Source organism: Streptomyces sp. NBC_00075 (genome assembly GCF_045041225.1).
GTDB lineage: Bacteria > Actinomycetota > Actinomycetes > Streptomycetales > Streptomycetaceae > Streptomyces > Streptomyces adonidis.
The window spans coordinates 6,093,603-6,119,983 of the sequence record NZ_CP108243.1; the positions used below are offsets into that span (position 1 = coordinate 6,093,603).

Here is a 26,381-nt window from a genome sequence, read left to right on the forward strand (position 1 = left end):
ACGTTCCTGGTCAAGGTGCTGGCGGCCAGTCAGTCGGCATAGTTCTTGAGCTGCTCGGTGTGCAGGGTGATGCCAACGGGGTGGGGGATCGCCGCGGTGGCTCCCCAGGGGTAGGACGGGGCCTGCTGGTACCGGCCGTCCTTCGGGTCGCTGAACACGGTGACGGTGTTGTTGCCGCGGTCGATGAGGAGGTACACGGGGATGTCGGCCGCCGCGTAGCCGGGGGGCTTGTCGATGCGGTCGCGCTGGTCGGTGTTCCTGTCGTGGGAGGTGATTTCCACGGCCATGAGGGCGCCGTCGGGGTTGGACCACTCGCGGTGGCCCGTGAAGTGGTCCACGGGAGCCAGGAAACCGTCGGTGCGGGCGCGGCCCTTGCGGTAGGCCTCGGCTTTGACGCCCCGTTCGGGCGCGAGGTCGAGGTCGGGGCGCTGCTGCATGCACTGGCGGAGCAGCCACATGAAGATCGACGTGTGGGTGCCGTCGGGTATGGCCTTGACCTTTACTTTTCCGTTGATGTACTCCAGCCGCACGGTTTCGGGAGCGACGGCGGCAAGCTCCTCGAATTCGTCCACGTCGAGCGGGCCGTGGCGGATGCACAGCCTCCCGCCGAGGAACTCCAGCCGGTTCCGCAGCTCTCGCGGGGCCCTGCGGACGAGTTCTTCGAAGTCCTCGACGGACATCTGCGGGCGGTCAGCGGTGTCAGGGGTCATGGCGTTGCCTCCTTCCTCACATCGTGCCCTGGAGTGACCTTGGCGGACCGTTGGAGCCGTCATGCGAGTGTCCTTTCTTGCCGCTTATGGGCCATCGCAGCGCGGATTTCCGCAGCACGGGCGTGGATTGCCGGTGCGGGCAGGGGCGCATCGCGGTGAGCGGGAGCGTACTCGCCCCGGCACTCCCCGCACACGCCCCCGGCCAGCACCTCCGCCCGCCCCGGCACCCTGCACTTCGCGCACTCCAGCATCCGCAGCGGCGGCCGTACGGCGGTGGGTTCCGGGGGCATCTTGGTGGTGAGGCGTCTGCGGATCAGGGCGGCCGGGTGGTGGACCGGGGTCGGCAGGCCTGCGGTCAGGGCGTGTCGTACGGAATCCTCGTCCGCGCCTCGCTCGAACCACTCCGCGACCAGCGGGGCCAGCGACGCGCAGTCCGCCTCGGGGAGGGACAGGGCGGGGGTGCTACGGCCGAGAGCGGCGAGCAGGATGAACGCGCGGGAGCGGATTGGGCGGCCCTGCCGCTCCGGGGACTCCTTCGGTACGTCTCCCCGTGTGAACGTCGCCCACCAGTCGTCGTCCCGTGCCGTGCGCGTGAACCACGTTCGGGTGATCCAGAGTTGGCTTCCTGTGCCGGTCAGGTGTTCGCGGCCCCGGCGCAGGTGGCCTGCTCGCTGGAGGTTGTTGAGGGCCGTGCGGAGGGCGCATTGGCCGTACGGGAGGTGCTTGGCCAGCGTCTTCACGCTGACGTCGGCCCCGCTGGGCAGCCGGTCGATGTACGCGGCCACCGCTGCCTCGCGGGGCGGGAGATGCGCGAAGTCGTGGTTCGTGCGGGGGCGTTGGTCGGGGGCGTCGCGTTTGCCGTACCCCGGATTGGCCATCGGGTGGGGCGGGGTCGCGTGCGCGGGCGGGACGGCAGCACTAAAGTTGGCTTCAGCCACGGGATCGCCTGTTTCCGATCTCGAAGGTCAGGCCCCCGCAGGTGTTCCAGCACCTAGCGGGGGTTCGTTATTTGGGCACGCTAGCTCCTCGTGACTCTGCGTGGCAAGCCGAACGCGTCAAGTCAACACGCGGGGTGGGAGGGCGGGTTGAGGCCCGCCTCCCATTCCTCAGAAAGAGGGCTCGGGGCTCGCCGTTTGAGCTTCGGGGCGGCGGAAGGTCAGGCGTGCTTGAGATTCTCGACGAAGGCTGTCCATGGCTCCGCCCGGAACGCGAGCTTCGGGCCTTGGGGGTTCTTGGAGTCGCGGACGGGGACGAGGGTGGGGTGGCCGTCCGCGACTTCCAGGCAGTCGCCGCCGCTGCCGCCGCTGTGCGTCGACTTGCGCCAGCGGGCCATTTCCAGGCAGTTGCCGCCATCGCCGCCGCTGTACGACGACTTGTGCCAGCGGGCGACCTCAAGGCAATCCCCGCCCTGGCCGCCGCTGTACGACGACTTGTGCCAGGTGGCCGTGCTCAGGGCGTGCTCAAGCGTGCTCTTCTCCATGTTCGTAATCGTGCGCCACCGATTCGATGAGGGCCAGTGAATCTTGAGGCGAAAGTGCTGTGGCCTGGAGGAGGTTGAACAACAGGGTGTGTCGGCTGACCGTTGCCGGGTCGTCCAGCAGCTTCCCCATGTCCGGCGCCTCGACGAAGGAGAGCGGAGGGGCGTCCTCGAACTCCATGATTTTCAGGGGGCCGTCCATCGCCGCATGCGCCCCGGCGCCGAACGGCAGCACCTGCACGATGATCCGGTGCCGTCGGATCAGCGCGGCCACGTGCCGCAATGCCTCCGCCATCACCGCCGGGCTGCCGACCACTCGCCGGAGCACCGCCTCGTCCAGAACCGACCACAACAACGGGGTTGTTGGGTTGTCGAGGAGACGGGCTCGGTCGAGCCGGTTCGTCACGTCCTCGTCGATCTCGGCGTCCTGCGCCAGTGGCTTGTACGCGCGGAACACCGCCTCCGCGTACGCCTTGGTCTGGAGCAGCCCTGGGATGAGGAGTTGGGCGTACTGCCTGATGGCCGTCGCGATCGCTTCCGCCTCCGCCGCCTCGGCGAAGTGGTCGGGATACTTCGACTTGGCGAGAGCCGCACAGTTGCGCTCGAAGAAGTCCTTCGTGTCCAGGATCCTGTCGAACTGGACGGCGTACTCGTGCATCATCCGCCGTGTACCGGCCTCCAGTTGGCCGATGAACGAGCCGCTCACGAAGAGCGGTCCGCCCAGTTCCTCCTGGCTCAGGCCCGCCGCCTCGCGGGCGTGGCGCAGCTCGGAGCCTAGGAAGGCGCGGGGTGAGGAGGAGGGGTCGAGGTCCTTCGGTCCTGCCATGGCAGCAACTCCCTCTTGAACACATGGGGTTGTTGGGGGTCCGGCTCTGGCCAGGTTAGACACCCGCCCGCCACGCTGTGTGGAGAACGCGAACACTCAGAGTGGAGAGGAACGGGCACGATGGAGCTGCTGTCGACCGAGGAAATCGTGGTGCGATTGCGGGCGGCCTTGAAAGGCGTCGGCGTCGCCCTGCCGTCGCTGGGCGTCGACCCCGTGAGCGGTGCGAGCGACGAACCCTTCGCGCTGGTGCTCCTCGGGCGCTGCAACGTCCGTACGGCGACGCGGCTGGCCGCCGTGCTGGAGGGCCTGGCCTCGGGTGGCGACGAAACGTGAGTGACGTGTCGTACGCCCTTGATGTGCGCGACGGGCGCGTCGGCGAGGTCATGGGGCGCGAGGGCGGGTACGTGCAGCTGCGGCCCGTGGGCGGTGGGCGCGAGTGGGACTGTCCGCCGGAGGCGTTGGAGGAGGCGGCACCCGGGGATGTGTTGCGGGCGCGGGTGCGGCGGGTGAATCGGGAGGGGCGGTTGCCCTGAAGCGGTCGGCCCGGGTGAGGCCGGGCCGACCGGCTCAGGTCGGGGTCAGCAGAGGCGGCCGACGTAGAACGCGCCGTCGATCTTGCTGCTGCTGCCGAGCCAGGTGTCGCCGGGGCCCACGCACTTCTCGTAGTTCGGGCCGAACACCTCCACCTCGATGACGATGCGGGAGCCGTCGCTCGTGCAGTGGTTGTAGTACGCGTCGCTGCCCGTCTCGTAGAACCCGCAGGGGTTCGCGGCGGCGGTGGCCGCCGGTGCGGCGACGGCGAGGAGGAGGGCGCTGGTCAGGGGGGTGATGGCGGCGAGGGTGGTGGTGAGGACGCGGCGGACGTTCAAGGCCTTCAAGGACGTTCTCCCGGAGAAGGAAAGGAAGGGATCGGACATCGGCAGCATTGACGATCAAGGCGTGGCGATCCGGCACTTTCCCCGGACGGGGTGCGTGGTTCACCCGGTCGTGTGGATCAAGGTTTGCGGGCGGGGCCGCATGGTCATTGCTGGCTGACCCGGTAGCGCAGGTGCAGTACCCGGTCGCCCTGGATCACCGTGTGCGGGTCGTCCAGGAGGTGCTGGGTGTCCGTCGATCCGAAGTAGCGCTTGCCCGCGCCGAAGACGACCGGTACGACGTCCATCGCCACCTCGTCCACCAGGCCGAGCGCGAACGCCTGGCCGCCGACCTCGCCCGCCGCCACGCCGACATTGCGGTCCCCGGCGAGTTCCCTGGCCTTCGCGATCGCCCGCGTCACGTCGTCGACGAAGTGGAACGGGGCCTCGGGATGCCAGCCGTCGGGCCTGGGCCGGTGCGAGACGACCACGATGTGGTCGCCGGCCGGGGGCTTGCCCTCCCAGCCATTGGTGATGTCGAAGACGTGGCGTCCGACGACCAGCGCGCCGATGCTCGCCAGCATCGGCGCGACGTACGCGGCCGAGACCTTCGAGACCTTGGCGTACTCGTTGAGTTCCGTGTCGCCGTTGCCGTACCAGTCGAACAGGGGGCCGACCTGGTCGTCCGCGTCGGCGATGAAGCCGTCCACGGAAACGACGTTGTGCATCACCACGGTGGTCATCACAGCTCCTGGGGGTGTCCGGGGCGCGTGCTCCTCGTATCCGTACCTCTCCATAGACCTGGCGCGGTCCCGAAACTCATCGCGGGATCCGCGCATGGGTCTCCTGGAGCATGTTCCGCATCGCCATGCGGAAGATCTCGGCCTCGTGGTCGCCGAGGAAGTCGGTGTGGCCGAACACCTGGAGGATGACCAGGCCGTGGAGGTGTCCCCACGCGCTGAGGAAGAGCGCGGTCGCGGGGGGTGGGACGGCTGTTTCCGGGCTGTCCGGCGGCATCTGTTCCAGATGGGCCCGGAGTGCCGGTGAGAGCGGGGGGACGTCGGCCGCGGCGAGCTGTTCCGTGGTGAATCCGCCGAACAGCTCGCGCTGGAAGGTCGCGGCCATCCGGCGGACCGCCTGGGTGGTCGGGCCGTCCTGGGGGGCCTCGTAGTACCGCAACGGCGTTCCGTAGAGGAGCTGGAACCGCTCGGGGTTGTCGAGGGCCCATCGGCGGTAGCCCTCGGCCGCGACCACCGTGCCCGGTAGCGGTGTGCCGTCCGGCTCGGTCGCCCCGGTGTCCACGGCGGTCTGCACGGCGTCGGCCAGGTCGTCGTACGCCTTGGTGATCAGTGCCGTGACCAGGGCGTCCCGGTTCGGGAAGTAGTGGTAGAGCGCCTGCACGGTCATGCCCAGGCTCCGGGCGACCGCGCGCAGGGACAGGGCGTGCGGCCCGTGCTCGGCGAGGTGGACCTCGGCGGCGTCCAGGATCTCCCGGGCTGCTGCCGCCCGGCGCCGCTCCCGCAGGGAGGGAGAAGCCGTTGGGTTGTGTGTGGGCATGAAGAAAATCTAACACTGCCAAATCTTTTTGCCTCCCGCTAACTTCGTCTGTGGCGCGCCAGTCAACTCCTTTCCCTCGCTCTCAACTCCCTTCCTGTCAAAGGAGAACGGTCATGTTCGACCGCATAGCCGAGCTGGCGATCCGCCGGTCCCGGCTGGTCCTCGTCGTCGCCGTCGTGGCCACGGCCCTCATGGGTGTCCTGGGCGCCGGCGCGTTCGGCAAACTGCTCGGGGGCGGCTTCGACGACCCGGCCTCGCAGTCCACCCGGGCCGCGCAGGTCATCGACGAGAAGTTCGGCGGCGAGACGAACCTGGTTCTGCTGGTCCGGGCCTCGGACGGGCGTGTCGATGCCTCGGCCGCCACGCGGAGCGGCCGGGAACTGGTGGCCGACCTGCGGGCGGAGAAGAGCCTCGCGAACGTCGTCTCGTACTGGGACACGGACACCGGCATCGCTGATCTCCGCTCCCGGGACGGCCGCGAGGCCATCGTGCTCGCCCATGTGAAGGGCGACGAGACCGAGCAGCAGGAGAACGCCCGCGCCCTCATCGACGCCTACACGGGGACGTACGAGGACGCGCTCACCGTCCGGGCCGGGGGCGGCGCCGCCGTCGGCGGTGACATGTCGAAGCAGGTGGTCGACGATCTCGTCCTCGCCGAGGCCATCGCCGTGCCGCTGACCCTCGTACTGCTCCTGTTCGTCTTCGGCAGTGTGGTCGCGGCCCTGCTGCCGCTCGTCATCGCGGTCATCGCCATCCTGGGCTCGTTCGCCCAGCTCTCGCTCCTCGGGAGCGTCACCGACGTCTCCGTCTCGGCGACCAACCTCACCACGGCGCTGGGCCTCGGCCTGGGCATCGACTACGCCCTGCTGATGATCAGCCGGTTCCGCGAGCAGCTCGCGACGGGGGCGAGCGTGGACGATGCCGTACGTCGGACGGTGCACACGGCGGGCCGTACGGTCGCGTTCTCCGCCGCGACCGTCGCCGCCGCGCTCGCCGCGCTCCTGGTGTTCCCGCAGTACTTCCTCCGCTCGTTCGGCTACGCCGGAGTCGGCGTCGTCGCCGTCGCGGCCGTCGGCACGCTGTTCGTGATGCCGGCGCTGTTCGTGGTCCTGGGGCACCGGGTGAACAGCGGGCGGCTGCCGTGGTTGAAGGCGAAGCGGGCCACTGCTTGTACGTCCCGTACTTCCATGTGGGGACGGCTGGCCCGTACCGTCATGCGGCGGCCCGCGCTCACCGCGCTGCCCGTGCTCGCGGTCCTGCTGGTCGCGGCGAGCCCGCTGCTGGGCATCACCTTCGGCACCCCGGACGAACGCGTCCTGCCGACGGTCGCTGAGAGCCGCCAGGTCTCCGTGGCCCTGCGCGAGAACTTCAACGGCAACGACGAGTCGGCCCTTCATGTCGTCATCGACGGGCCGGTCGCGCAGGCTCCGTTGAGCGCGTACGCGGCCGAACTGTCCGGACTTGAGGGTGTCGTGCGGGTCGAGAGCAGTGCCGGTACTTATGCGGGTGGGCAGCAGTCTGCCGCCTCCGCCGCCTCCGCCCTCGGGCGGCCCGGTGCCCAACGGATCAGCGTGGTGAGCGACCTGGTGCCTCGGTCGGACGAGGCGCAGGACCTGGTCCGTGAGGTGCGGGCGGTCGACCCGCCCGCCGGATCAGCCCCGCTGGTGGGCGGTGTCGACGCCGTACTGGTCGACTCCAAGGACTCCATCAGCGGCCGGCTCCCGATCGCCGTGGCCCTGGTCGCCCTCACCACCTTCGTCCTGCTCTTCCTGTTCACGGGGAGCGTGGTCCAGCCCCTGCGTGCCCTGCTCCTCAACGTGATCAGCCTGGGCGCGACCCTCGGGGTCATGACCTGGATCTTCCAGGACGGGCACTTCTCCTCGCTGCTCGGCTTCTCGGCGCAGCCGATGGAGGTGTCGATGACCGTGCTGATGTTCTGCATCGCCTTCGGTCTGTCGATGGACTACGAGGTGTTCGTCACCAGCCGCATCAAGGAACTCCACGACCTGGGCGAGGACAACGAGTCCGCCGTGGCCAACGGCCTCGGGCACACCGGCCGTATCGTCACCGCGGCGGCCTGCCTCCTCGCCGTGAGCTTCTTCGCCTTCGGCACGTCCAAGATCAGCTTCATGCAGATGTTCGGCCTGGGGAGTGGGCTGGCGATTCTCATCGACGCTGTGGCTGTACGGGGGGTTCTTGTCCCTGCGGCGATGCGCCTGCTCGGCCGCACGGCCTGGTACGCGCCCGGGTTCCTGCGGACGGTGCATGGGCGGTTCGGCCTCAGCGAGGAGGGACCGGCGGCTGCCTCAGTGGCTGCGCCGGGGGCCGAGGCGGAGTCTCCGTACGCGAAGAACTCGACGGGGGTCTGACCCCGGACCGCGCACGCGAGAGACCACCGGGCTCTGGTGTCAGGGCTCGGGGTTCTCCGCGAGGCCGTCCAGCCTCTCCACGTGCGCCGGAGTCAGCTCGACCCGGCCCGCCGCCACGTTCTCCTCCAGGTGCGGGAGCCTTGCCGTGCCCGGGATCGGGAGGATCGCCGGGGAGTGGTGGAGGAGCCAGGCCAGGGCTATCTGGGTGGGGGTGGCGTCGAGTTCGTGGGCGATGGCGGCGATCGTCGCCTGTTCGCCCGTCGAGCCCCAGGCCACCGGGCGCCACGGCAGGAACGCGATCCCCGCCGCCTCGCAGGCCCTGAGCACGGGCTCGTGCTCGCGGTCGAGCAGGTTGTACCGGTTCTGGACGCTCGCGATGTCGACGATCTCGCGGGCGTCGGCCAGTTCCGCGACCGTCACCTCCGAGAGGCCTATGCGGGCGACCTTGCCCGCCGCCCGCAACTCCCGCAGCGCGCCCAGCTGTTCGGGGAGCGGGACCTCCGGGTCCAGACGGTGGAGCTGGAGGAGTTCGAGGCGTTCGACGCGCAGCCGGCGCAGGGCCTCGTCCACCTGCGTACGGAGGCTGTCCGGGCGGCCGTCGTTGCGCCACTCGCCGGAGGGCTGGGAGCGGGTGAAGCCGACCTTCGTGGTGATCAGCAGGTCGTCAGGGTAGGGGTGCAGGGCCTCGGCGAGCAGCTCCTCGTTGGCCCCTCCGCCGTAGAGGTGGGCCGTGTCGATGAGGGTGACGCCCAGTTCGACCGCCCGCCGGGCCACCGCGAGGGCGTTCGCGCGGTCGGCGGCCGGTTCGGCGGGCAGATGCATGGCGCCGAAGCCGAGCCTGCCGACCTCCAGGGCCCTGCCCCTTTGGCCTCCGCCGATTCGGAACGTGCTGAACGTGCTCACAGGTTGCCCATCGGCTCGATGTCCACCTTCACCGGTGTACCCCAGATTCGCAGCACCTCGTAGTCGGTGAACTCGTGGACCAGGCGGTAGGCGATGCCCGGGCGGGCGCCCCGGCGTTCGGCGGAGAGGTAGCGCTCGGCCTCCAGGCGGTCGCGGCGTGGGGTGCCGCAGAGCTGCCAGACCTGGCCCGTCCAGACCTCGGGGAGCCAGCGCTGCTGGGGCTGGGGGCGGTCGGCGCGGACGCCGTAACGGGACATCGTGCGTTCGGGAGTCGCCGATTCCGGGTCCGTGGGACGGTGGTGCTGCCCGTAGTCGCCGTTCTGCCGGCTGCGGCGGGCGCTGCGGCGGCGCGTCTCGCAGAGCAGGCACAGGTCGACCGCGCTCTCGTCCACCGGGCCGTTCGGATGCTCGCCGCAGCGGGTCGTGGGCGCCGACCCGGACACCGTGTCCTCCAGGATCGCCAGGGCCCGCTTCAGGTCGGCCTTGACCTCCTGAAGTTTCGCGTCGGGGGTGTCGGAGCCGAGCGCGTCCCCGTGCTCGCCGAGGACGCGCAGGGCTCGCCCGAGGGCGGTCAGCTGGGCGTGGTTCACGGTGGTCGTCCCTTCGGTGTACCGGGTACTCCCAACCGTCGCACACGCCACTGACAACGCGGGCGCGAGCGCGGGTATGCCTACGGAGGCGGGCCTACGCCTCGAACTCCGTCAGGTCGATCGCGTGGACGATCAGCTGATGACCGTACACAGGGTGTGTCGTCTGCCGTTCCTCCGTCAGGCCCAGCTTGCGGATGACGTTCTCGGAGGCGTCGTCGCCCGCCCTGCTGATGCTGATCACCCGGTCGAGACCCCGGTCCTGGAGCGCGAACTCCAGGGTCGCGTGGGCGGCCTCGGAGGCGTACCCCTGGCCCCAGAACTGCGAGCCGAGCAGCCAGCCGATCGCCACGTCGGACGCGACCTCCGGCAGGAACTCGGGCACGGACAGGCCGACCGCGCCCGCCAGTTCGCCCGAGGCGAGCAGTTCGACGGCGAAGATGCCGAAGCCCTCCTCGTCCCACTCCTCCTCCCACCGCTCGATCGCCTCGGCCGTGTACTCCAGGTCGCGCACCGAGCCGTCGTCGATCCAGCGCATCACCTGGGAGTCCGCGTGGATCTCCGACAGGGGCACGAGGTCGTCGTCGGTCCAGCGGCGGAGGAGGAGGCGGGGGGTGTGGATCTCGGTCATGGCGCCCATCCTGCCCGACGGCCGAGCCCCTCAGTACCTCAGTGGTACCTCAGTCGTACCTCAGCGGGGTGCTGCTGACAGGGCCGCCCGCAGATGGCCGTCGTTCTCCGCGAGGAGCCGGGCCGCCGTCGGGCCGTCCACCCCGCCCAGCACGACGAGGATCGCGTTCTTCGTCTCCCCGTCCGTCGCCGCGAGCGCCGCCTCGATCTCCTCGTCGCCCGCCCCGGTCGCCAGGGCGACGATCCGCCGCGAACGGGCCCGCAGCTTCTCGTTCGACGCCCGTACGTCGACCATCAGATTCCCGTACGTCTTGCCGAGCCGGATCATCGTGATCGTCGACAGCATGTTGAGGACGAGTTTCTGTGCCGTGCCCGCCTTGAGGCGGGTGGACCCGGTGAGCAACTCGGGTCCTACGACGATCTCGATGCCGTGGTCGGCGGCGGACGCGAGCGCGCTGTGCGCGTTGCAGGACAGCCCGATCGTCAACGCGCCCTGCGCGCGGGCGTGTTCGACGGCACCGATCGCGTACGGCGTACGGCCCGACGCCGAGACGCCGACCACCGTGTCCAGGGCGGTGACACCGAGCGCGTCGAGGTCTGCGGCGGCCAGCTCCTTGGAGTCCTCGGCGCCCTCGACCGAGGTGACCATGGCCTCGGGGCCGCCCGCGATCACGCCCGTGACCTGCGCGGGGTCGGTGTTGAAGGTGGGCGGGCACTCGGACGCGTCCAGCACACCGAGCCGGCCGGGCGTCCCCGCGCCCGCGTAGACCAGCCGTCCGCCGCGTGCCATACGGGCCGCCACGGCGTCGATCGCGGCGGCGATCTCCGGGATCCGTTCGGCGACGGCGGCCGGGACGGTGGTGTCCTCGGCGTTCATCAGCCGGGCGATGTCGAGGGTGGGCAGCTGGTCGATGTCGGCCAGCTCCGGGCGGAACGCCTCGGTCGTCAGCGACTCCAACTCCTCTTTCAGGGCGCGGTTGTTGGAGGAGGCGTCAGCGGTGGAGGTCATGGCGTGCTGCTCTTTCCGATCTAACGGTCCAACGGTCTTTCGGTCCAACGGTCTTTCGGCGCTATCGGCGAGATGTCGTGCTGCTGTTGCTGCTGCGGGGGGTGTGGCGGTGGGCCAGGGCCTCGTAGGAGGCGGAGAGGGCGGGCGCGGCGGTCTCGTACGTCTTCTGCGCCACGCCTATGAACAGGCAGTCCACGACGAGGAGCTGGCTGGTACGGGACGACATGGCCGCCGGGCGCAGCTCGCTCTCGCGGGCCGTGGAGGTGGTCAGGATGTGGTCGGCGTATTGGGTGACCGGGCCGTCGGGGCGTCCGGTGATCGCGACGGTGGTGGCCCCCCGTTCGAACGCGACCCTGAGTGGCTCGATCACATCACCCGTGGACCCCGAGTGCGTGATCGCGATGGCGACGTCCTTCGCGCGCAGCTGCACGGCGTTGGTGACGGCGAGATGCGGGTCGCTGTGGGCGTGCGCTATCAGCCCTATGCGCAGCAGCTTCTGGGTGAGGTCCTGGGCGACCAGACCGGAGGCACCGACGCCGTAGATGTCGATGCGACGGGCGGCGGCGAGCGCGCTGACGGCGGCCGACAGCTGGACGACATCGAGCCCGGCGGCCGTGTCGACGAGGGTCTGCTGCTCGTCGTACGCCAGTTTCGCCACCACGTCGGCGAGCGGGTCGTCGACGGCGATGTCGGCGGTCACGGCGGGGGAGCGCCCCGACTGCTGCTGGGCGGCGAGCCCGGCGAGCGCGAGGCGCAGATCGCGGTACCCGGGGTAGCCGAGCAGCCGCGCCGTACGGACGACCGTCGCCTCGCTCGTGCCGGTCAGTTCGGCGAGGCCGGTGACCGTGAGGGCCGCGCAGCCGGCCGGATCGGCGGCGACCGCCTCGGCGACACGCTGCATGGAGCGGGTCATCGAGGGCGCCAGCGTCCGCACCTTGGCGGCGAGGGCGGCGGGCGCGGGTGGGGTGACACCGAGTCCACCGGGCACGGCGGCCGCTGATCCGAAAATTTCCTTCACGTCTTGGGTCACATGATGAAAGATATTTTCCATTCGGACGTACGGTCAAGAGTGCGCACAATGGGTGCATGACCCCCATCACCCCCTTGGAGCAGGCGCTGCACTCGGCCCGCGCCCTCGTGCTCGCCGACCTGGTCGCGGGCGAGGTCGCCGAGGCGGATGTGGTCTCGATGGTCGAGGAGTCGGTCGTACAGCGCCGGTGGTGGGTCGAGCAGTGGCCGGAGGGTTCCGGGTACGTGGCGGGCCTGGTCGCCCAGGACGTTCAGGACGCCCTCCTGGAGAGCTACGGCCGCTGGCCCCTGTGCCCGGTCTGCGGCGCAGGCGATCCACACGCCCTGGAGGTGGAGCCCGAGTTGGGCCCCGACCCGCACTGGGTGTGCCACAAGGCGGGGGTACGGGTGGCGGAGCTGGGCTCGCTGGGCGGCGCCACGGGCGGGACCGTCTCGTCGTGACCGTCTACATAGACCCGCCGGTCTGGCCGGGGCACGGGCGGCTGTGGTCCCACCTCGTGAGCGACGTCTCGTACGACGAACTGCACGCGTTCGCCGATGAGTTGGGGGTGCCTCGGCGGGCCTTCGAGCGCGACCACTACGACATTCCGTCGCATCGGTACGGGGATGTGGTGGCGGCCGGGGCGGTGGAGGTCAGCAGCCGCGAGGTCGTACGGCTGCTGCACGGGGCGGGGCTGCGCAGACGGAAGGCGCCGGGCCGGACCGACAGTCCGGGGCGTCAGCCGCGCAACTCGTAGGCCTGGAGCCCCTCTTCGTCGAGTTCCTCGCTGACGCGCACGAATCCGGCGCGGGCGATCACCGCCTGGGACGGGGTGTTGCCCGGCTCGATGGTCGCGAACAGGGACCGTACGTCGTCCCGGGCCCCCAGCGCCCACTCCTTCAGGGCGAGCAGCGCCTCCGTCGCGTAGCCGTTGCCGCGAGCCGCCTCCGCGAGGTCGTAGCCGACCTCGGCCTTGCCGTCCTCGTCGGGGACGCCGTGGAAGCCGATGCCGCCGACCGCGCGGTCGTCCTCACGGCGTACGAGGACGTACAGGCCGAACTCCGGGCGGTGTACGCCCGCTTCGTACGACTTGACCACCATCCCGGCGGCCTCGCGCGTGCCGTCGAAGGGGCCGCCCTCGATCCAGTCGAAGCCGCCGGTGCCGCCCGTGCTCAGGTCGGCCGCGGCGGCCGGGGTGACGCCCTCCAGACGGAGGCGTTCGGTGTCGAGGACGTGGTTGTTCGTCCATTGCCACTCGGTGAGCCGGGCGCGGCCGGGGAGGTCGGCGCGGCCGGTCGCCCAGAGCAGGTTCCGCCAGTGGTCGGGGCCCGGCCGGACCTCCGGGAAGATCCGGGCGAGGACGAACTCGGCCAGCTGCGCGGGTGGTTCGTACGGCAGCCCGAGTCCCTCGGCGATGTCGTGGGTGTGCAGCAGTACTTCGGCGATGCCCATCGCGGCGAAGCCCTCACGGTTCGCGCTGCGGAAGGGGAGCGGGTGGAAGGCCCGTGTGTCGCGGGGTGCGGTGCGGATGGCGGCGCCGAGCAGGGCGCCGGTCGCGGCGATGACGTCGAGGAGGTCCGTGTTGTCGGCGGCGTTCAGGCCGTCCTCGCTCGTGAAGCTGATCCTGAGGGGGAGGTAGCCGTGCTCTGCCCGGCCCGCCAGCCGGGTGGCGTACGCGACGAAGTCGGCGACGATGTGCTCGGCGGTCCGCCGGCAACTCCACTCCAGCCCACCGGCGTTGACGCCTGTCCAGTCCCGGTCCACGGCCGGCCGCAGCAGCGCCACCACGCTCGCGACGGCCTCGTCCAGTTCGTCCGCACCCATGCTCAGCATGCGGCGAGGATAGGTGGTCGGGTGGGAGTACGGACACGGAATTAAAGGGGATCAAAGCGGCCCGGGTGCGGCTTCGAGCCGCTTCAGCTCCGCCGCGACATTGGCCCGCGCCGGCTCCTCCCACACCTGTGCTCCGTACGGCGTCCGGAACAGCCGTGGCAGGGCGAGGAGTTGGCGCAGTACCGCTGCCCGGCCCTCCCGGAAGGCGTCCTCCGGGACGAAGCCGTACTCCTCGCGGACGGCGGCCGTGTAGGCGGCGTACGTCTCCTGGGGCGCGGCCAGGATCGCGAGGTCCGCGTCGCACAGGGTCTGGCCGTTGTGGTCGTGGGGCGCCGGGGCGTGGGTGACGGTCAGGCGGACCAGGCGGGCCACCTCGGCCGTGTCCGTCGCCGATACGCCGGCCTCGGGGAGCGCGCGCTCGGCGAGACGGGCGGAGCGCTCCTCGTTCTCGGAGCGGTCGGGGGCGTACACGGCGTCGTGGAACCAGGCGGCGAGGCGGACCAGGCCGGGGTCGGGGGCGTACCCGGCCTCGGCCTGCTCCAGGACGTCGATGTGGTCCAGGACCGCGGTGAGGTGGGTGAGGGTGTGGTAGCGGCGCTGGGGTTCCTGGTAGCGGGTGAGGAGGTTGTCGGCGTAGGGGGTGGGGTCGGCGGGGGGCCGGTGGGAGGTGGTGGCTTGGGCTGATTTCAGGGCTTGGGCCCAGCGGGTGCGGAGGGCGTCGAGGGCGCCGAGGGTGTCTGGATCGGCTTGATCGGGCATGGGGGCATTCTCCCGGTCGGCCGCTTCCGCCCCTAGCGTGGGAGGCATGACGTCTTCTGCCGATGTAAGTGATGTACGTGACCCCGAGCTGCCCGGGCGGCTCCTGATCGTTGAGCGCGACGCGCTGATACCGCTGTTGCGGGCCCGGTCCGAGTCCGACTTCGGGATCGTGACCGCGGGGTGTCCGGAGTGGACCGTGCGGGATGTGCTCGCGCACTGTTCGGCCGTGCTGCTGAGGGTGGTGGAGGGGCGGCTGGAGAAGGGGGCCTTCTCGCCCGAGTCCAACGCCCGGGACATCGCCGAGCGGGGCGACTGGACGAACGCGCAGGTCGTGGACGAGCTGGAGCGGGTGATGGGTGAGGCGGGGGATGCGATCGCCAGGGCCGGCGGGAGGCTGGACGGGGCCGCGCTGGGGGAGTGGGTGCACGCCGGTGACGTACGGGAGGCCCTTGGCGAGCCGGGGGCGTACGAGGGGCCCGGGCTGGCGTACGCGCTGCCGCTGCTCGCGCGGCTGAGCCGGGAGCGTGGGCTGGTGCCGCTGCATGCCGATGTCGATGAGCTGGACGAGCCCTTGCGGTTGGGGGATGCGTCGGGGGTGCGGACGCCGGGGCGGTTCATCGGGGGTGCGGCTTCGCTTGTACGGCTGTATGCGGGGCGGTCGGTGTCAGGGGCGGGGGCCGGGGAGTTCGAACTGGTGGGGGTGGAGGCGGGGGAGCTGAACATGTTCGGGGGGTGAGGGACGGGGGCGGACCTCATGGGCGTACGCTTGGATTGGACTAGACCTGTAGTGCTCCAAGGGCGACCAAGGGAAGGGGTCCGATGGGCCAGCGTGCAGTCCTGGAGGTGATCGCCCTCGGTGTCGAGGACGCCGTCGCCGCCCAGGCCGGAGGTGCGGACCGGCTGGAACTGGTCACCGACATGGCGGCCGACGGGCTCACCCCGACGGTCGCGGCCTTCGCGGAGATCCGGGCGGCTGTCGACATTCCGTTGCGGGTGATGCTGCGGTTGGCGGACGGGTTTGCCGCCGGGGACGTCGACCGGGTGGTGCGGGTGGCTCGGGAGCTGCGGGGGGCCGGGGCCGATCAGTTCGTGCTCGGGTTTCTCGACGCCGAGGGCGGGGTCGATCTCCGTGCCGTCGAGCGGGTCGTCGGTGTGCTCGACGGGTGCCCGTGGACGTTTCACCGGGCGCTCGACCATGCCGTCGACCGGGACGCCGTGCGCAAGCAGCTCGACGGTCTGCCCGGGCTCGACACCTACCTCACCGCCGGCTCGCCTGTCGGCGTCGACGACGGGCTCGCCACGTTGCTCGCCGAGGCGGCGAGGTGTGGGGAGCCCGGGTATGAGCAGCGGCTTCTTGTGGGTGGGGGGTTGCGGCTCGACCATGTGCCGGGGTTGCGGGCGGCTGGGGTGGACGCGTTTCACATCGGTGGGGCGGCTCGGCCGGAGGGGTGGGGGCGGCCGGTGTCTGCGGGGGCGGTGGAGGGGTGGCGGGAGGCGTTGGACGCGGGCTGAGCGCGGTTTTCCTTCGCCCCCGCCGCCCCTACCCGTCCCATCCCTGAGGGCTGCGCCCCCAGACCCCCTTTGTCCTCAAACGCCGGACGGGCTGAAAAACCTAGCCTCTCCGGCGTTTGAGGAGCGGGGGTTCGGGGGCGGAGCCCCCGAGGGACGGGAACGGGTAGGGGCGGCGGGGGCGAGAAACCTTCCCGCGCCGACGTCAGGCCAGTTCCTCCGGCAATGGCGCCGCATGCGTCACGATCAACCCCGACACCGCCCGGGTCAGGCCCACGTACAGGCGCCGCAGGCCCGTGCGTTCGTCGGGCTCGCCGTCCACCACCGCCCGGGGCTCGTCCAGGACCACGTAGTCGTACTCCAGGCCCTTCGCCAACGACGCCGGGACCAGGGTCAGGCGGGTCTCCTGTGTCGTCTCCTCGCCGGGGGACAGGAACCCGATGCCCGCCTCCCCCAGCGCCTCCGCCAGCGCCGGGATTCGCGCGTCCGCCGCGATCAGGCCCGTCGAGCCCTCGTTGCGCAGCAACTCCTCGCAGGCGCTCACCACTTCGGGCGTATCGCCGATCTCCCTCACCTCGAAGAAGCCCGGGTTCTCGCGGACCGACGCCACCGGGGTCAGGCCCGGTGCGATGTGCGGGAGCAGGCGGGAGGCGTACGTGATCACGTCCGTCGGGACTCGGAAGCCCGCCGTCAGCTCCTCCACCACCGCGTCACCCTTGCCCAAGTGACCGAGCGCCTCCTCCCAACTCCGCGTCGCCCAGGGCGTGGTGCCCTGTGCCAGGTCGCCCAGGACCGTCGCCGAGCCCGTCGTGCAGCGGCGGCCCACCGCCCGGTACTGCATCGGCGAGAGGTCCTGCGCCTCGTCCAGGACGACATGCCCGAGCGAGTGCGTGCGCTGGACCAGGTCGGTCGTCTCGTCGATCAACACGGCGTCCGCGGCTGACCACTTGGCCGACTTCACCGACCGGACCGGCTTCGCCCAGAGGATCTCCTTCTGCTCGTCCTCGTCGAGGATCCCCGCCGCGTGGACGGCCAGGAAATCGGCGTCGGTCAGGAGGCGCAGGACCAGTTTCGCGGGGTCGACCGGCGGCCAGAGCGTCTTCACCGCCGCCTTCACCGCCGTGTTGCGGGCCACGGCGTCCTGGACACGGTCGTCGGGCGCCTCACCCGACCGTTCCATCTGCACCAGCACCGCGTGCGCGATGCGCTGTGGCAGGGCCTCGCGGGCGGCGCCGTACCGGATGCCCCGGTCCAGCAACTCCCGGACGATGACTTCGAGTTCGTATGCCGGGACTCGCCAGCGGCGTGAGCCCCGTACCACGACCACGGGTTCCGTCGGCAGGCTCACATGGGAGTACACCGCTCTGCGGAGCACCTCCGCCATCCTCGCGTCGCCCTTGATGACGGCCGCCGTCGCGTCGTCCGTGCCGCGCACCTCCACGTGGGCCACCAGGTCGTCGACCGTCGCCTGCTTGACCTCCAACTCGCCCAGGGCGGGCAGTACTTGCTCGATGTAGTGGAGGAAGGAGCTGTTCGGGCCGATGACGAGGGTGCCGGTGCGGGCCAGTCGCTCGCGATGGGCGTACAACAGGTATGCGACTCGGTGCAGGCCGACGGCCGTCTTCCCCGTACCCGGACCCCCCTGCACGCACACCGAGCCGCTCAGCCCGCTGCGTACGATCTCGTCCTGCTCGGGCTGGATGGTCGCCACGATGTCGCGCATCGGGCCCACGCGCGGGCGCTCGATCTCCTGCTGGAGCAGCTTGCTGGTGGCCGCCGCCTCGGCGGGGTCGGAGAGGTGTTCGTCCTCGTAGGCCGTGAGGTCGCCGCCGGTGTACCCGAAACGGCGGCGCAGTCCGATGTCCATCGGGGCGTTCTTGGACGCCCGGTAGAACGGCTGGGACACCGGGGCACGCCAGTCGATGACCATGGGGTCGCCGTCGGCGTCGTGGACGTGCCGGCGCCCGATGTAGAACCGTTCCCCGTCCGCGCCCTCGGCCTGCTCGGCGCCGGGAGCGTGGAGGTAGTCGAGGCGGCCGAAGAACAGGGGGGTGTGGCTCAGGTCGGCGAGGGCCTTGATCCGCTCCTCGATCTGGTGGGAGAGCACCGCCGCGTTGACCCAGTTCGCGGTGACGTCCTTGATGTCGAGGGCCTCCGCGTCCTCACGCATGGCCCGGAGGGCCGCCCGGGAGTCGGAGAGATGGGAACGTTCGCGGCCCAGGGGGTCGTCGGTGGAGCTGGACAAGGGGGTGCCTCCGGATACCTGCTGCGTATCTGCTGCTGGGGTGTGACATCGAGAGCCACCCGGTTTCCGTCCGGGCGGCGGCACTCCGTGAGCGGGAGGCGGGCAAGAGCGGAGATTTTAGGGGAGGTGAGGAGGCGGAGGCCAATCAATTTCGACGCCTCCGGCACGCGCGCCCCCGGCTACGTCATCCGCAGTCCCCTAGGGGGCAGGCTCCACCTTCTTATAGAGGAGACGTCCACCCGGAGTCGTACGGCGATACGACCGAGGTTCGCCCCGCAGACCGATGGCATCGCGGGCCCCGGCGGCAACCATGGATACATGAGCGCAGCAACCTTCACCCCCGCGTCCGTGTCCTCCAGCCGCCCCGGCGCCACCGCCGCGAAGGGCGGCCACAGCCACCGCCTCGGCGACGCCCTCCGCGCCGTCAAGGTCTTCACCGGCGCCGCCCTGAGCGTCGTACTCCTCGGCGAATACGGGGAGGAGGCGGGCGTGCGCCGCAGGTGAGCGGCGCTCCGCCAGGAGCACCGGTCAGCCCGTCAGCTCTCGTCCGAAGCCAACAGCTCGTCCGCGTCCACGATCCGGTACGCGTACCCCTGCTCCGCCAGGAACCGCTGGCGGTGTGCCGCGAAGTCCTGGTCGATCGTGTCCCGGGCGACCACCGAGTAGAAGTGCGCCTTGTGGCCGTCGGCCTTCGGGCGCAGTACCCGGCCCAGGCGCTGGGCCTCCTCCTGGCGTGAACCGAACGTGCCCGAGACCTGGATGGCGACCGTCGCCTCCGGCAGGTCGATCGAGAAGTTCGCGACCTTCGACACCACCAGCACGCTGATCTCGCCCTGCCGGAACGCCTCGAAGAGCTTCTCGCGCTGCGAGTTCGGGGTCTCGCCCTTGATGACGGGCGCGTTCAGGTGCTCGCCCAGTTCGTCCAGTTGGTCGATGTACTGGCCGATGACGAGGATCTGCTGCCCGGCGAAGCGGCGCACGATCGCCTCCGTGACCTTGCGCTTGGTCGCGGTGGTCGCACAGAAGCGGTACTTCTCCTCCGTCTCGGCGGTGGCGTACGCGAGCCGCTCCGACTCGGTCAGGTTCACCCGCACCTCCACGCAGTCCGCCGGCGCGATGTAGCCCTGCGCCTCGATCTCCTTCCACGGCGCGTCGAAACGCTTCGGGCCGATGAGGGAGAACACGTCCGACTCGCGGCCGTCCTCGCGGACCAGGGTCGCCGTGAGACCGAGTCGTCGCCTCGCCTGTAGGTCCGCCGTGAACTTGAAGACCGGGGCCGGCAGCAGGTGCACCTCGTCGTACACGATCAGGCCCCAGTCGCGGGAGTCGAACAGCTCCAGGTGCGGGTAGACGCCCTTCCGGCGGGTCGTCAGCACCTGGTACGTCGCGATCGTGACCGGGCGGATCTCCTTCTTCGTGCCGCTGTACTCGCCGATCTCCTCCTCGGTCAGCGACGTCCGCTTCACCAGCTCGTGCTTCCACTGGCGGGCCGAGACCGTGTTCGTGACGAGGATCAGCGTCGTCGCCTTCGCCTCGGCCATCGCACCGGCTCCGACCAGCGTCTTTCCCGCGCCGCAGGGGAGGACCACCACTCCGCTGCCGCCGTGCCAGAAGTTCTCCACGGCCTGCTGCTGGTACGGGCGCAGCGCCCAGCCGTCCTCCGCCAGCTCGATCGGGTGTGCCTCGCCGTCGACGTACCCGGCGAGGTCCTCGGCCGGCCAGCCCAGCTTCAGCAGCACCTGCTTGATCTGCCCGCGCTCGGAGGGGTGCACGGCCACGGTGTCCGGGTCGAGGCGGGCGCCGACGAGCGGGGTGATCCGCTTCGACCGCAGGATCTCTTCGAGGATCGGACGGTCGGTGGTCGTGAGGACCAGCCCGTGCGCCGGATGCTTGCTCAGCGTCAGCCGTCCGTAGCGGTCCATCGTCTCGGCGATGTCGACGAGCAGCGCGTGCGGCACGGGATAGCGGCTGTACTGCACGAGCGCGTCGACGACCTGCTCGGCGTCGTGCCCCGCCGCCCGCGCGTTCCACAGGCCCAGCGGGGTCACCCGGTAGGTGTGGATGTGCTCGGGGGCGCGCTCCAGCTCGGCGAACGGCGCGATGGCCCGACGGCAGTCGCCGGCCTGCTCGTGGTCGACCTCCAGGAGCAGGGTCTTGTCCGACTGGACGATGAGTGGACCATTCACGTACGTACACATCCCTTCCGTACGGTCAAACGTCCAGTGTGCCCCATCGCGGGGGTGACCCCGGGGGCGGCGTCGGCTACGAAAGGCTGTGCGGAGGTTACGGAGTGGGGGGTTGTTCTGGATCAGGCGTCCCAGTCCCGATACGCTGCGTCCGGTTTCGCGTGCCATGGACCTCGACAGCGCACGCGTATGTGCGAAGGATGCCGATGGACGCTAGCGCCCGGATCGACTCATGTCTGCTCGACGTCTCAGACCTGAGTATGGACGCGCTGGACGAACTGCTCGAAAAGCTGCCGGACAACGTGCTGGGAGCGATGCTGCGACGTGTGGCCGACGAGGCGGTCAATCCGGTCGGGGTGCCGTACGCGGCCTTCGAATCCTCGATCTGACATCGGAGCGGTATTCGGGATCGGGTCGGGCAGCTTGAGCCGGTACCGCTCTGGGTATGACCATGACCCGGACGTGCACCGGCATACAGGCGGCATGCCGTCAAGTCGGCCCGGGAGGTATCGGGGGGCGCTTTGGTTCAGGAGCCGTACTTCTTCCTCAGCTATGCGCGGAAGGACGATCGCGACGAGTTCGTGAAGCGGTTCTACGACGATCTCGCACTGGAGCTGCGCCGCATCGGCGCCGATCCGTCCGCACAGCCGCCGTTCCGGGACGTCGAGCGCCTCGGCCTCGGCGCGGACTGGGCGCGGGTGCTCGGCGGGGCCGTCGGGCACTGCCGTGCGTTCGTCGCGCTGTACTCCCCCTCCTATCTGAGCAGCGAGTACTGCGGCAAGGAGTGGACGGCGTTCCGGGAGCGGCTGGACAAGTACCGCCAGGAGACCGAGATCGACGTGCCGGCCCTCGTCCCGGTGCTGTGGGCTCCCATGGAGGGCGAGCTGCCCGACGGGATCGCCCGTTATCAGTACAACGAGGCCGGGATGGGTCAGGACTACGCCACCCACGGGCTGATGCACATCCTGCGCACCGACCCGACGGGCCCGGTGTACCGCACGGTCGTCGAGAAGGTCGCCGCCCGGGTGCGGATGGCCGCGGACCGCTTCCGGCTGCCGCTCACCCCCGGCCTCGATCTGAGTGAGGTGCGCGGGCTGTTCCCGGTGGCCGAGCAGCAGCGGCCCGCGGAACCCGGCACCGGGCACGTCCAGGTCTTCCTGGCCGCCGGGGTCGCCGACCCGCTGCCGGAGGGGCGGCAGCGGCCCGAGTACTACGGGCGCTCCCCGCGCGAGTGGACGCCGTACCACCCGCCCAAGTACCCCACGGTCGCCCACCGGGCGCAGAAGGTGATCGTGGAGGAGGGGTACACCAGCAACATCGAGGTCGTCGACGCCGGTCTGAGCGGGCGCCTCGACGAGACGATGGTGAACAACCAGACGAGCATCCTGCTGGTCGACCCGTGGGCCGTGCGCTCCGAGGCCTACCGGGACGTGCTCGCCGAGTACGACGGCCAGTACCGCCCGGCCACCGGCGTCCTGGTGCCCTGCCACGACGCCGACGAGGAGTCCGTCGGCGAGGGCATATGGCAGGACCTGAGCCAGGTGCTGTGGCGCAACTGGCGTCGGCGCAACGACCCGCACGACCCGCTGTTCCGGGTGCGTGTGGACGCCGACGAGTTCGACGACCGGCTCGCCGTGATGCTGACGGTGGCGCAGAACCGGCTGATGGAGATGGAGAGCGTCACCCCCTTCCGGCTCCCGGTGGGCCCGCCCCCGCCGCCGCTGCACGGCCTCACCATCCCGGGCCCGGCGCCCTCGGCTCCGCAGGAGCCGCCCCGGGACTTCGGCGGACACGACCCCGACGACCCCTACGACTCCGAGGAACCCGGCGGACCGCCCGCGCCTCGCTACTAAGGACACACGACGATGACCACTAGGCCTACCGGACCGGGCAAGATCGTCACGTTCTACTCGTACAAGGGCGGCACCGGTCGCACCATGGCGCTGGCCAACGTCGGCTGGATCCTCGCCAGCGCCGGCCACCGGGTCCTGCTGGTCGACTGGGACCTGGAGGCGCCCGGCCTGCACCGCTATCTGCACCCGCTGCTGGTCGACCCCGAGCTGCGCTCCTCCAACGGTCTGATCAACATGGTGCAGTCGTACGTACGGACCGTGCTGAGCCCCCAGGAGCCGGCCGTCCGTGCCACGCCCGCCGGGGGCGGTCCGGAGCAGCCCCGCCCGGCCGCCACCGCCACGGCCGACGACTGGCTGCGGACCGCCGCCGACCTGTCGCCGTACACGATCGGACTGCTCCTGGAGCTGCCCTCCGGCGGCCGGCTCGACTTCGTGCCCGCCGGGCGCCAGTCGGCCGCCTACTCCGCCGCCGTCACCAGCTTCAACTGGCACACCTTCTACGACCAGCGCGGCGGCGGGCACTTCCTCCAGGCCCTGCGCGAGGAGATGATCTCCAAGTACGACTATGTGCTGATCGACAGCCGGACCGGTGTCAGTGACACCTCCGGCATCTGTACGATCCTGCTCCCCGACATCCTCGTCGACTGCTTCACCATGAGCGTCCAGAGCATCCGGGGCGGGGTCGACGCGGCAGCCGCCGTACAGCGCACCGCGCCCCGGCCCATCAGGGTGCTGCCGGTACCCATGCGGGTCGAGGAGGCCGAGACCGAACGGCTTGAGGCAGGACGGGACTTCTGCCGCACCGAGTTCGGGCCCTTCCTGTCCTGGCTGGGCGAGGAGGAGCACGCCCGCTACTGGGGCGAGATCGAGATCCCGTACAAGGCGTTCTACGCCTACGAGGAGATACCCGCCACGGTCGCCGACCGGCCGCGCCAGGAACGCTCGCTGCTCACCGCGTTCGAGCGGCTCACCGAATGGATCTCGGAGGGCCAGGTGCGCCGCCTCGCCCCGCTGCCCCCGGAGCGCCGCGCCGAACTGCGCAGCGCCTATCTGCGCGTCCCCCGCGCCCTGCCCACCCAGATCTACGTCAGCTACGCACCGCTGGGCCGTATGTGGGCCGAGTGGGCGGCGGAGGCCCTGGAGTCGGTCGGCTACCAGGTCTCCCTGCACAGCACCGTCGGCCCGGTCGGCGGCGTGCTTCCCGAGGTGGCCGGCACCCTGAACGGCCAGGGGCGCCTGCTGGCCCTGCTGTCCCCCGAGTACGCGGCCCAGCCCCGGGCCGCCGCGATCCGCTTCCAGCTCGCCGGGCACGAGACCGTCGACGGCCCCGGCATGCTCGCGGTCCGCATCCAGGACCTCGAACCGGCCGCCGCCGAGGCCTACCTCGACACCACGGCCGCCGACCTCGGCCGCAGCGGCCCGGCCGAGGCCTTCGACCAGCTCGTCGCCGTACTCGGAGTGCCCCCGGGCCGCCGACTCCCGGACGGCTCGACCCCGGCCGTCGGCACCACCCTGCCCAGCTTCCCCGGCTCCATACCGGGGGCCCAGCGCCTGCCCTCCCGCAACCTCACCTTCACCGGACGCGGCCCCCTCCTGGAACGGCTGCGCGACCACTTCACCGCCGGACCCGCCGCCGCCGTACCCAGCCAGGTGCTGTACGGCCTCGGCGGCATGGGCAAGACCCAGACCGCCCTGGAGTACGCCCACCGCTACAAGTCCGCCTACGACGTGGTCTGGTGGATCGACGCCGCCCAGCCCGGCTACATCCGCTCCGCCCTCGCCGACCTCGCCCCCTACCTCGACCTGGAGGAGGGCGAGGACGTGCGCGGCACCGCCGAGGCCGTGCTGCGCGCGCTCGGACAGGGACGGCCGTACAAACGCTGGCTGCTGGTGTACGACAACGCGGGCAGCCCCACCGAACTGGAGGGCCTGCTGCCCGAGGGGCCGCCCGGCGGGCATGTGCTCGTCACCTCCCGCGACCGGGCCTGGGTCAACAGCGTCGGCCGGGCCGAGGTGGAGGTGTTCACCCGCGCGGAGAGCGTCGAACTCCTCAACAGGTTCAGCCCGTTGCTCGCCGTCGAGGACGCCGAGCAGGTCGCCCACGAACTCGGCGACCTGCCGCTCGCGGTCGGCCAGGCGGCGGTCTGGCTCAGCCAGAGCAGCATGCCCGTCGAGATGTACCTCGCCCGGCTGCGCGACCGGCCCACCGACATCCTCGACGACACCTCGCTGCCGCCCAGGGAGTACCCCACCTCCGCCGCCATGACCTGGAAGCTGGCGGTGGACGAGCTGCGCGAGCGCAACCAGGCGGCCGTCGAGATGCTGGAGATCTGCTCCTTCTTCGGCCCCGACCCGATTCCCATGCGGCTGCTCTACAGCCGTGCCGTCACCAGCGCCCTCACCATGGACGCCGACGACCCCCGCGACGAGATGGTCGTCGCCAAGCTGCTGCGTGCTCTCAGCAGGTTCGGGCTGGCCCGCAGCGACCAGGGCAGCGAGACCCTGACCGTCCACCGGCTGGTCCAGGCGGTCATCCGGGACGGCGTCGGCGCACAGCGCTGGAAGGAGCTGCGCGGGGTGGTGCACACGGCACTGGCGGACGCCAACCCCGGCAAGCCGGAAGCCACCAGCGACTGGGACGAGTACGACGAACTCCTGCCGCACCTGGAACCGTCGCGCGCCTCGGCCGACCCCAACCCCGAGGTCCGCAGACTGATCATCGACTCGGTGCGCTACCTGTGGAAGCGCAGTCTCTACCCCACGGCCCACGATCTCGCCGTCCGCACCCTGGAACGCTGGGGGCGGCCGGGCTTCCCGGGCAGCGGCTCCGACGACGTGCTCACCCTGCAACTCCGCACCCAGCTGGGCAACGTACTGCGCTCGCAGGGCAGACTCGCGGAGGCGTACGAACTCGACTCCGACGTGCTGCGGAGGTTCACCGCGACCAAGGGCGCCGAGTTCCCCGCCACCCTTGCCGCGGCCGGCAACGTCGGCGCCGACCTGAGGGCCCTCGGCCGCTACCAGGAGGCCCGCGAACTCGACCGGAACACCTGCGAGGTGGCGCTCCGGGAACTCGGCGAGGACCATCAGCGGACCCTGATGTACATCAACAACCTCGGTATGTCCGAGTATCTGGCCGGCGACCGCCGGGCCGCCCTGGAACTGCACCGGTCGGCCTACGAACGGCAGCGCCAGAACCAGGGCAGCATGAAGCCGCTCACCCTGAGCATGGCCAACAACTACGCCCGCGACCTGCGCGAGGCAGGCGAACTGGCGGAGGCGCTGCGCCTGTTGGAGACGACCACCCGCCTCTACCAGCAGATCCTCGGCGACGGACACAGCGACACCCTGCGGGCCCGCAAGAACCTGGCCGTCGCCCTGCGCCGGGACGGCCGCTACGGCGAGGCCCACGACATCGACCAGGACATCTACAACCGCCTCCTCCTCGCCCATGGCGCCGACCACTACGACACCCTCGCCGCCGCCTGCAACCTGGCCAGCGACTTCGCCGCGCTCGGCGAGATCGGCCAGGCGCTGGAGCTGGCCGAGCGGGCGCTGGGCCGCTACAAGGACTACCTGGGGGAGGAGCACCCGGTCACGCTGGTCTGCGCCAGCAACATGGCGGTGTACCTGCGGCTGCTGGGCCGCGTGGAGGAGGCGCTCGCGTTCTCGGGCCGCACCACGGAGCAACTCCGGGCCGTGCTCGGGGAGTCGCACCTGTACACGTACAGCTGCATGCTCAACCACGCCAACGACCTGGTGACGGCGGGCCGGACCGAGGAGGCCGTCGCCCTGGAGACCGCCGTACGGGACGGACTGCTGCCGGTCCTCGGGCCCGACCACTACGACGTCATCGGCTGCACCTCCAACCTGTCACTGAGCCTGCGCGCCCTGAACCGCACGACGGAGGCGGACGACCTGCACAACGACGCGCTGGAGAGGGCCAGGCGAACCCTGGGCCCGGACCATCCGACGGCCCGGGCGATCGCGGAGGGGATACGCCTGGACTCGGACATCGAGCCGCCGACGACGTGAGCGGGCGTCAGGTGACCGGGTCCGCCCGGC

27 protein-coding genes are annotated in these 26,381 nt (G+C 70.7%); 11 read left to right on the forward strand and 16 right to left on the reverse strand.

Annotation, left to right across the window (positions count from 1 at the left end; translation table 11 throughout):
• Positions 1 to 29: 29 nt before the first annotated feature.
• The 4 genes from OG787_RS26570 to OG787_RS26585 all read right to left on the reverse strand — a co-directional run bounded on the left by OG787_RS26570 (position 30) and on the right by OG787_RS26585 (position 3,013).
• Complete coding sequence (locus tag OG787_RS26570; protein WP_405536592.1) at positions 30 to 710, reverse strand: Uma2 family endonuclease; 681 nt, start codon at positions 708 to 710, stop codon at positions 30 to 32.
• A 59-nt stretch (positions 711 to 769) separates the two neighbouring features.
• Entirely contained in the window at positions 770 to 1,588 is an 819-nt protein-coding gene (locus OG787_RS26575) for a hypothetical protein (RefSeq protein ID WP_405536594.1), read from the reverse strand.
• A gap of 278 nt (positions 1,589 to 1,866) precedes the next feature.
• A complete protein-coding gene (locus OG787_RS26580; RefSeq protein WP_405536596.1) occupies positions 1,867 to 2,190 on the reverse strand; it encodes a DUF397 domain-containing protein in 324 nt (107 codons plus the stop codon).
• Positions 2,171 to 3,013 (reverse strand): Scr1 family TA system antitoxin-like transcriptional regulator, encoded by an 843-nt coding sequence (locus OG787_RS26585; protein ID WP_405536598.1) that lies wholly within the window; start codon positions 3,011 to 3,013, stop codon positions 2,171 to 2,173. The genes OG787_RS26580 and OG787_RS26585 overlap by 20 nt, the downstream gene beginning before the upstream one ends.
• Before the next feature lie 120 nt (positions 3,014 to 3,133).
• On the opposite strand from OG787_RS26585, the gene OG787_RS26590 reads away from it, so the two are divergent.
• Both OG787_RS26590 and OG787_RS26595 read left to right on the forward strand, forming a co-directional pair.
• Entirely contained in the window at positions 3,134 to 3,346 is a 213-nt protein-coding gene (locus OG787_RS26590) for a hypothetical protein (protein ID WP_405536600.1), read from the forward strand.
• Positions 3,343 to 3,546 (forward strand): hypothetical protein, encoded by a 204-nt coding sequence (locus OG787_RS26595; protein WP_405540828.1) that lies wholly within the window; start codon positions 3,343 to 3,345, stop codon positions 3,544 to 3,546. Before OG787_RS26590 ends, OG787_RS26595 begins: the two co-directional genes overlap by 4 nt.
• A 45-nt stretch (positions 3,547 to 3,591) precedes the next feature.
• Here OG787_RS26595 and OG787_RS26600 read toward each other — a convergent pair whose 3' ends face one another.
• The 3 genes from OG787_RS26600 to OG787_RS26610 all read right to left on the reverse strand — a co-directional run bounded on the left by OG787_RS26600 (position 3,592) and on the right by OG787_RS26610 (position 5,424).
• Positions 3,592 to 3,882 carry a DUF6355 family natural product biosynthesis protein gene (locus tag OG787_RS26600; protein WP_405540593.1) on the reverse strand — a complete coding sequence of 97 codons (291 nt, stop codon included), beginning with the start codon at positions 3,880 to 3,882 and terminating at the stop codon, positions 3,592 to 3,594.
• A gap of 152 nt (positions 3,883 to 4,034) precedes the next feature.
• The gene (locus OG787_RS26605) at positions 4,035 to 4,610 is read right to left on the reverse strand and encodes a dihydrofolate reductase family protein (protein ID WP_405536602.1); all 576 of its coding nucleotides are present in this window, start codon (positions 4,608 to 4,610) and stop codon (positions 4,035 to 4,037) included.
• Between the two features lie 76 nt (positions 4,611 to 4,686).
• The gene (locus OG787_RS26610) at positions 4,687 to 5,424 is read right to left on the reverse strand and encodes a TetR/AcrR family transcriptional regulator (protein WP_405536603.1); all 738 of its coding nucleotides are present in this window, start codon (positions 5,422 to 5,424) and stop codon (positions 4,687 to 4,689) included.
• A gap of 113 nt (positions 5,425 to 5,537) precedes the next feature.
• Here OG787_RS26610 and OG787_RS26615 point away from each other — a divergent pair, with 113 nt between their 5' ends.
• Positions 5,538 to 7,793, forward strand: coding sequence for an MMPL family transporter (locus OG787_RS26615; protein ID WP_405536605.1), 2,256 nt, complete (start codon positions 5,538 to 5,540; stop codon positions 7,791 to 7,793).
• Positions 7,794 to 7,832: 39 nt separating this feature from the next.
• Here OG787_RS26615 and OG787_RS26620 read toward each other — a convergent pair whose 3' ends face one another.
• The 5 genes from OG787_RS26620 to OG787_RS26640 form a co-directional block, all read right to left on the reverse strand.
• Entirely contained in the window at positions 7,833 to 8,696 is an 864-nt protein-coding gene (locus tag OG787_RS26620; protein ID WP_369037182.1) for an aldo/keto reductase, read from the reverse strand.
• On the reverse strand, positions 8,693 to 9,286 hold the full coding sequence (locus OG787_RS26625; protein ID WP_369037181.1) for a hypothetical protein: 594 nt from the start codon (positions 9,284 to 9,286) through the stop codon (positions 8,693 to 8,695). The genes OG787_RS26620 and OG787_RS26625 overlap by 4 nt, the downstream gene beginning before the upstream one ends.
• A 94-nt stretch (positions 9,287 to 9,380) precedes the next feature.
• The gene (locus OG787_RS26630) at positions 9,381 to 9,914 is read right to left on the reverse strand and encodes a GNAT family N-acetyltransferase (protein ID WP_369037180.1); all 534 of its coding nucleotides are present in this window, start codon (positions 9,912 to 9,914) and stop codon (positions 9,381 to 9,383) included.
• 60 nt (positions 9,915 to 9,974) lie between these two features.
• On the reverse strand, positions 9,975 to 10,922 hold the full coding sequence (gene murQ, locus OG787_RS26635) for an N-acetylmuramic acid 6-phosphate etherase (protein ID WP_369037179.1): 948 nt from the start codon (positions 10,920 to 10,922) through the stop codon (positions 9,975 to 9,977).
• Positions 10,923 to 10,983: 61 nt separating this feature from the next.
• Positions 10,984 to 11,952, reverse strand: coding sequence for a MurR/RpiR family transcriptional regulator (locus OG787_RS26640; protein WP_405536607.1), 969 nt, complete (start codon positions 11,950 to 11,952; stop codon positions 10,984 to 10,986).
• A 56-nt stretch (positions 11,953 to 12,008) separates the two neighbouring features.
• On the opposite strand from OG787_RS26640, the gene OG787_RS26645 reads away from it, so the two are divergent.
• Positions 12,009 to 12,392, forward strand: a complete 384-nt coding sequence (locus OG787_RS26645) for a hypothetical protein (RefSeq protein WP_369037177.1) — start codon at positions 12,009 to 12,011, stop codon at positions 12,390 to 12,392.
• On the forward strand, positions 12,389 to 12,688 hold the full coding sequence (locus OG787_RS26650) for a DUF4031 domain-containing protein (protein ID WP_369037176.1): 300 nt from the start codon (positions 12,389 to 12,391) through the stop codon (positions 12,686 to 12,688). Before OG787_RS26645 ends, OG787_RS26650 begins: the two co-directional genes overlap by 4 nt.
• On the opposite strand, the gene OG787_RS26655 is transcribed toward OG787_RS26650, so the two are convergent.
• Both OG787_RS26655 and OG787_RS26660 read right to left on the reverse strand, forming a co-directional pair.
• On the reverse strand, positions 12,670 to 13,764 hold the full coding sequence (locus OG787_RS26655; RefSeq protein ID WP_405536609.1) for a GNAT family N-acetyltransferase: 1,095 nt from the start codon (positions 13,762 to 13,764) through the stop codon (positions 12,670 to 12,672). The genes OG787_RS26650 and OG787_RS26655 overlap by 19 nt on opposite strands.
• A 51-nt stretch (positions 13,765 to 13,815) precedes the next feature.
• On the reverse strand, positions 13,816 to 14,523 hold the full coding sequence (locus tag OG787_RS26660; protein ID WP_405536611.1) for a hypothetical protein: 708 nt from the start codon (positions 14,521 to 14,523) through the stop codon (positions 13,816 to 13,818).
• 46 nt (positions 14,524 to 14,569) lie between these two features.
• On the opposite strand from OG787_RS26660, the gene OG787_RS26665 reads away from it, so the two are divergent.
• Positions 14,570 to 15,259: a maleylpyruvate isomerase family mycothiol-dependent enzyme gene (locus OG787_RS26665; protein ID WP_405536612.1), complete on the forward strand. Its 690-nt coding sequence runs from the start codon at positions 14,570 to 14,572 to the stop codon at positions 15,257 to 15,259.
• A gap of 83 nt (positions 15,260 to 15,342) precedes the next feature.
• On the forward strand, positions 15,343 to 16,035 hold the full coding sequence (locus tag OG787_RS26670) for a copper homeostasis protein CutC (RefSeq protein ID WP_405536613.1): 693 nt from the start codon (positions 15,343 to 15,345) through the stop codon (positions 16,033 to 16,035).
• A gap of 202 nt (positions 16,036 to 16,237) precedes the next feature.
• Here the strand turns inward: OG787_RS26670 and OG787_RS26675 are convergent, their stop codons facing one another.
• On the reverse strand, positions 16,238 to 18,277 hold the full coding sequence (locus OG787_RS26675) for a HelD family protein (RefSeq protein ID WP_405536615.1): 2,040 nt from the start codon (positions 18,275 to 18,277) through the stop codon (positions 16,238 to 16,240).
• 318 nt (positions 18,278 to 18,595) lie between these two features.
• Here OG787_RS26675 and OG787_RS26680 point away from each other — a divergent pair, with 318 nt between their 5' ends.
• Positions 18,596 to 18,781 carry a hypothetical protein gene (locus tag OG787_RS26680; RefSeq protein ID WP_405536617.1) on the forward strand — a complete coding sequence of 62 codons (186 nt, stop codon included), beginning with the start codon at positions 18,596 to 18,598 and terminating at the stop codon, positions 18,779 to 18,781.
• Positions 18,782 to 18,813: 32 nt separating this feature from the next.
• Here the strand turns inward: OG787_RS26680 and OG787_RS26685 are convergent, their stop codons facing one another.
• Positions 18,814 to 20,463 carry a DNA repair helicase XPB gene (locus OG787_RS26685; RefSeq protein WP_369037661.1) on the reverse strand — a complete coding sequence of 550 codons (1,650 nt, stop codon included), beginning with the start codon at positions 20,461 to 20,463 and terminating at the stop codon, positions 18,814 to 18,816.
• Positions 20,464 to 20,669: 206 nt separating this feature from the next.
• Between OG787_RS26685 and fxsA the strand changes: the two genes are divergently transcribed.
• From fxsA to fxsT, 3 genes are all read left to right on the forward strand, one after another.
• The gene (gene fxsA, locus OG787_RS26690; protein WP_405536618.1) at positions 20,670 to 20,852 is read left to right on the forward strand and encodes an FxSxx-COOH cyclophane-containing RiPP peptide; all 183 of its coding nucleotides are present in this window, start codon (positions 20,670 to 20,672) and stop codon (positions 20,850 to 20,852) included.
• Positions 20,853 to 20,984: 132 nt separating this feature from the next.
• On the forward strand, positions 20,985 to 22,316 hold the full coding sequence (fsxC, locus tag OG787_RS26695) for an FxsC protein (protein WP_405536620.1): 1,332 nt from the start codon (positions 20,985 to 20,987) through the stop codon (positions 22,314 to 22,316).
• Between the two features lie 12 nt (positions 22,317 to 22,328).
• Positions 22,329 to 26,351: an FxSxx-COOH system tetratricopeptide repeat protein gene (gene fxsT / locus OG787_RS26700; protein WP_405536622.1), complete on the forward strand. Its 4,023-nt coding sequence runs from the start codon at positions 22,329 to 22,331 to the stop codon at positions 26,349 to 26,351.
• Positions 26,352 to 26,381 lie beyond the last annotated feature (30 nt).